5 protein-coding genes and 1 pseudogene are annotated in these 4,662 nt (G+C 37.2%); 4 read left to right on the top strand and 2 right to left on the bottom strand.

Translation table 11 applies throughout. The features are described 5' to 3' along the window. Positions 1-212: 212 nt before the first annotated feature. Positions 213-452: a helix-turn-helix domain-containing protein gene (locus tag ACIGXW_RS33710; protein ID WP_377922700.1), complete on the bottom strand. Its 240-nt coding sequence runs from the start codon at positions 450-452 to the stop codon at positions 213-215. A gap of 214 nt (positions 453-666) precedes the next feature. Between ACIGXW_RS33710 and ACIGXW_RS33705 the strand changes: the two are divergent. After that, positions 667-756 (top strand): annotated as a pseudogene (locus ACIGXW_RS33705) (DUF3961 domain-containing protein); the annotation flags it as partial. Between the two features lie 643 nt (positions 757-1,399). Here the strand turns inward: ACIGXW_RS33705 and ACIGXW_RS33700 are convergent. Beyond that, the gene (locus ACIGXW_RS33700) at positions 1,400-1,600 is read right to left on the bottom strand and encodes a helix-turn-helix transcriptional regulator (protein WP_088113019.1); all 201 of its coding nucleotides are present in this window, start codon (positions 1,598-1,600) and stop codon (positions 1,400-1,402) included. Between the two features lie 463 nt (positions 1,601-2,063). On the opposite strand from ACIGXW_RS33700, the gene ACIGXW_RS33695 reads away from it, so the two are divergent. The 3 genes from ACIGXW_RS33695 (at position 2,064) to ACIGXW_RS33685 (ending at position 4,413) form a co-directional block, all read left to right on the top strand. Continuing rightward, a complete protein-coding gene (locus tag ACIGXW_RS33695; RefSeq protein ID WP_377922702.1) occupies positions 2,064-2,366 on the top strand; it encodes a hypothetical protein in 303 nt (100 codons plus the stop codon). 294 nt (positions 2,367-2,660) lie between these two features. Then, positions 2,661-3,851: an FtsK/SpoIIIE domain-containing protein gene (locus ACIGXW_RS33690; RefSeq protein ID WP_377922704.1), complete on the top strand. Its 1,191-nt coding sequence runs from the start codon at positions 2,661-2,663 to the stop codon at positions 3,849-3,851. Beyond that, positions 3,793-4,413: a replication-relaxation family protein gene (locus ACIGXW_RS33685; RefSeq protein ID WP_377922705.1), complete on the top strand. Its 621-nt coding sequence runs from the start codon at positions 3,793-3,795 to the stop codon at positions 4,411-4,413. The genes ACIGXW_RS33690 and ACIGXW_RS33685 overlap by 59 nt, the downstream gene beginning before the upstream one ends. The last annotated feature ends 249 nt before the right edge of the window (positions 4,414-4,662 follow it).

The following is a 4,662-nucleotide window of genomic DNA, read 5'->3' as shown; positions in this document are numbered from 1 at the left end:
AAATGACTGAAAAGATAATACCGAAAATCCCAAAAACTAATGACGTTTTACGGCCAAATTTTTCTTTACCAGAGCTCTTTTTTTGTTCTACTTCAATGATGTAAGTATTACCGTCTGCTGTTGTTTTTGTCTCCATATTTCTCCTCCTTAAATACTTCTAGTTAAGTAAATCAGAGTATTGCGAAATATATACGCAAACAAAAACAGTACATCTATTTTATGTACTGTACAACATCTTCGATTTGGTACGTTTTATTGATACCTTTTTCTGAAGCTAATTCATTTAAAGCGTCGAGGATTGACTTTAATGTATCAAAACGTACAAGACCAACCTCGCCATTCACTAGATTACTAATAGTGGCTGGGCGTACCTTGGATTCCACGGATAACTTGTTTTTCGTAATTCCGATTTCCTCCATCGTTTCTCCTAAAGTGAATACCATAGAACTCATGGTAATACCTCCGTTCATTCCGATCGTTTATTACTTTATATTTTACACAATTTACATATCAAAGTAAAACTTTTTCCGGAATACTATTGACGTATGACTCCTAGAGTTATATATTGTTACTAATAAAGTTTTACTCCTAGAGTCATATTTTTATATAAATGTGAAGGGTGGAACAGTATAGATGCAAAAAATAAGCGATTACTTCGGTTGAGAAACAAAATCTGATTGTATTTGGTTTTATGGTTTTTATACTGTAGCTTCTGTTCTTTTACTTATCAATATGCTTATAGCCCATGTGCTATAAGTTCTTGCTTTAACTGAATATCGGACAATCTCCAGCCTCGTGAATATCTTCATTCGAAAAAACAGATATACACGAGGTCTAGTTTCTTATTGTCTTTTTTAGGTAATTAAGGGGATGATCCACACGAGGAATGACCTAACACTCGTTAAACTTGAACAGGTTAGCTAAGCCAACGTCAGAAAGTTAAGCGTCCTAACGAAAAACGTTTCCTTGTTTGCGTTGTTAGGAGTCTAGGCGAGTACGGCCATTAACGGTACGGCGGTTGCTTGGCGTGTTACGGCACGGGTAGCAGCTGATAATGAAAGAATGATAGGTTACGAGTAATCAAGGATACGCCAGTAGTGCATTTCCTTTCCTGATTCTTTCTGCAGATAGGACAAGCTTTATCTGTAAAAAGTCAGTTGTGTAAGAAATTACAGCGTTTAAACAGGGTGTTACTATACGGATTCCTTAACCCGATAGACCATGATTGACAGAACGTTTACTTTACAACGCTTTTATTTTTTGAAGCGTTGTAAGGTAGTCATTCTCTGCCCTAGCCGTTGTCCTGTACCCTCATCCCATGATTGTCTGCTGACCGTCAAAGTCAAGTATAAAAAGCAAAATAAAGATAAAAAACTTATTAAGGCTGGAGGGGGAGGAATTATTCCTCGATGGTCCAGATCTCTTCAATTGGTTTACCGAGTTCTTGAGCTATCCTATATGCCGTATCAAAACGTGGTGTTGTACGATTCTTAACAAGTGAACTTAAAGTGGAGTCATCAATACCAATGCGTTTAGCAAAATCACCTTGTTTAATTTCTAATTCCGCAAAAATGACTTTTAAACGGCATTTAAACTTCATAAATAATCACCTCAAAACAATAGTTTCTACAATGGAGGACTAACTCCTTTGAAAATAGTACAGGCATTCAGGCAAAAAAATTTGTTTGGACACGCAAAATTTAATATCTAGATCATATACCTATACCAATACCACATCAAGACCATGAGGAATACCAAGTGGTACTTAGGACATCAAGAGGGGAAAGGTGAGGACTAATGAGACCTGGATATAAGTATTTAAGTCGCATGCCACTGTATCCATCGCAAACTTTGTTTAACATGCACGCAGAGGCTGATGATCATGATGAGTTGCAATGTGTGTACGACCACATCGCAGCTCACAATATGCTACAGCATCCAGAATACATCGATATCGTTGACTTATTGGGGGAAGAAGAACCTTATGGACCATACAACGAGATAGGGTTCCAGAAAAGGATTGATGCATATTTAGATGATTGTAAACGATGGAGGGATGAGTAATGAGGTGGCAATATGATTACTTAAATGGCACTCCGTATTTGTACCCATCAAAAGAGCTGAAAAGCATGTATAAGGAGTCCAGGGGGAAAGGTGAGGCGAACTCAATCGTAAAGCATATGGAAAGACATGAGGTTTTTGATAATAAAGAATACCGTGGTTATTACAGTTTATCTAATGAAATCATGGATGACTTATATGGGGATGAGGAAGAGATCCTTGAGTGGGAGGAAGTTATGGACCAGTACCAACCAATACTGAAAGCTAAGGGATTACACCTGAAAAGAAAGAGGGATTCGATATGACACTTGCAGGAGAAGCAATTGTAATTTGGACAGGAACTGGATTGTCTGTAGTGGCGATGAAGGCAGCAGAGAAAATGGGGATGAGTGTTCCACATTGGCTTCCACGTATGACGATGTATACAACTGTTACCGGCTCGTTTTTGTACCTTCTACGTTATGTGCTAATGGTGTTTCTTTGAAGGAATGGAACCTGGAATCACGGGACATTTTGTTATATAAGAAAAATAACTCGTACGTAATTCTTCCAGTAAAGAGCAACTATATCCTATAAGGATATATAAGGAGTGAACCCCTATGCTTGAGTTGTTATTAATACCTGCAGTTTCGCTGGGATACGCTTTGGTAAATGATAGATTAAAAGGTAAAGAGGATGATAGAAAGAAGATACAAGTGTTTTTTGAAGTAAGTGGAATTGCAATTAGGAAGGATGAAAAGCTACATTATCCAGTTTTTCTTGAGCGAAAAGAAGATAATCGTAGTACGACTTATGTATATAGGTTGCCGTTAGGGATGCCATCGAAATTAATACAAAAAGTTGAGGACGTTGTTAGCGAAGGACTTAATAAACCTGTACGTATCAAATACGATAATTACAAATTAATGATTCGTGTTTTTCATAAGGATATACCAGAGAAGTGGGGATGGACAGAAGGGTTAGTGGAAAAAGGTAGATGGCGTGTACCAATGGGGCAAAGCCTTGAAAGATTGATTTATCATGACTTCGATAAAACTCCTCATATGGTATTAGGTGGTCTTACACGGATGGGAAAAACTGTGTTTATGAAAGTGCTACTTACGACCTTGATTGAAGCAAATCCTGAACATGCTCACGTTTATTTAATCGATTTAAAAGAAAGGGGGTTGGAATTTAGCGAGTTCAGTAGTTTGAAACAAGTAATGGAAGTAGCTGATTCTGTGGAAAAAGCACATCATGTATTAAAACAAATTATGAGTAAAATAGAAGAACGCGGGAAATTCATGAAGAATAATGGATACAAAAATATAGTTGAAACAAAAGAAATGGATCGGTATTTCATTATTGTTGATGAGGGTGCTGTACTTGCCCCAGCAAAAGGGTTACCGCGTGATGTTAACAAGATTCGGGAAGAGTGCCAGTACATGCTTAGTTATATAGCAACTGTATCGGGCGGCTTGGGTTTTCGTTTGATTCTGGCTACACAGTATCCTACGGTTACTTCAATACCATCAGTAGTAAAGCAAATGTCTGACGCTAAGTTAGGATTCAGATTACCGACATACAAGGCATCTGAGGTTGTCCTTGATGAGTCAGGATTAGAAACATTACCGTCGTTACCTGGTAGGGCTATTTATAAGACAGATCGATTAACAGAACTACAGGTACCTTTTATTAGTGATAAGCAGATGTGGAAACATCTAAAACAATACGAGGTTGAGGTGAAGAAAGATGAACATCCAGACACATATCAAAATCAACCGTCAGATGACGATTCTAACCTCGATTAGAAAGCTGAAGTTCGCAACCCGTAGGCATTTAATGGCGGTACACGATATGGGTGGTATACGTAACGCAAATCGTATTTTAAAAGATCTCAATCCATATGTGAATAGCACAGTGTATCAAAAAGAGTACGTGTATTACTTAAATAAAAAGGGCCGTGAACTGTTCGACGATACAGAAAAGATTGTACCAAATAGTCGATTAGCTCACAGCCTTATGAGAAATGAAGCTTGGCTCTATCTGTTTTGTCCCGACGACTGGCAGATAGAAACACCTATACGTTATAAAGTAAATGATAAAAAGAAGACAATTATTCCTGATGTAAAGTTTCGGGATGAAGAAGGAACACTAAATGCTGTAGAAATAGATCGTACGCAAATGATGAATGTGAACGCTGAAAAAATGAGCAGGTACAGGGAGTTTTCGTTATATTACAAAAACAAATACAATGGAAAAATACCACTCATTCATTTCTTTACCGTGACCGAATACAGACAAAAAAAGCTGGAGCAACTTGCAGCTAAACATGATGTGTATGCTAAGGTTTATGTGGTTCTAGGAGTTTAAAAATCAGGAGGTAATTACTATGAAAAATGAAGAAATCACGCATTTATTCTTAAGTCGATAGACATGTATGGTGACCTCTACATGAAGTAGAAGAAGTACAATCAGAAGAAGAGTGAGGTTTCACTCTTCTCTTTTTATTTTATAATCTTGCTTAGTCCTGTATATCAATATATAAGCAATAACTTGATTTCACTTGCTCAAAAAGAGACATAGTTATTTTATAATTTCCTTTAGTGAAAGTCTGCTTAG

It is taken from the genome of Streptomyces sp. NPDC053079 (assembly GCF_044546695.1).
Classification (GTDB): Bacteria; Actinomycetota; Actinomycetes; order Streptomycetales; family Streptomycetaceae; genus Streptomyces.
The sequence above is the reverse complement of the archived record's forward strand: the minus strand, read 5'-3'. Positions and strand labels throughout refer to the sequence as shown.

Bases quoted from the DNA above. Each gene is read 5' to 3' on its own strand.
- ACIGXW_RS33710 (WP_377922700.1), bottom strand. From the start codon at position 452: ATGAGTTCTATGGTATTCACTTTAGGAGAAACGATGGAGGAAATCGGA.
- ACIGXW_RS33700 (WP_088113019.1), bottom strand. From the start codon at position 1,600: ATGAAGTTTAAATGCCGTTTAAAAGTCATTTTTGCGGAATTAGAAATT.
- ACIGXW_RS33695 (WP_377922702.1), top strand. From the start codon at position 2,064: ATGAGGTGGCAATATGATTACTTAAATGGCACTCCGTATTTGTACCCA.
- ACIGXW_RS33690 (WP_377922704.1), top strand. From the start codon at position 2,661: ATGCTTGAGTTGTTATTAATACCTGCAGTTTCGCTGGGATACGCTTTG.
- ACIGXW_RS33685 (WP_377922705.1), top strand. From the start codon at position 3,793: ATGAACATCCAGACACATATCAAAATCAACCGTCAGATGACGATTCTA.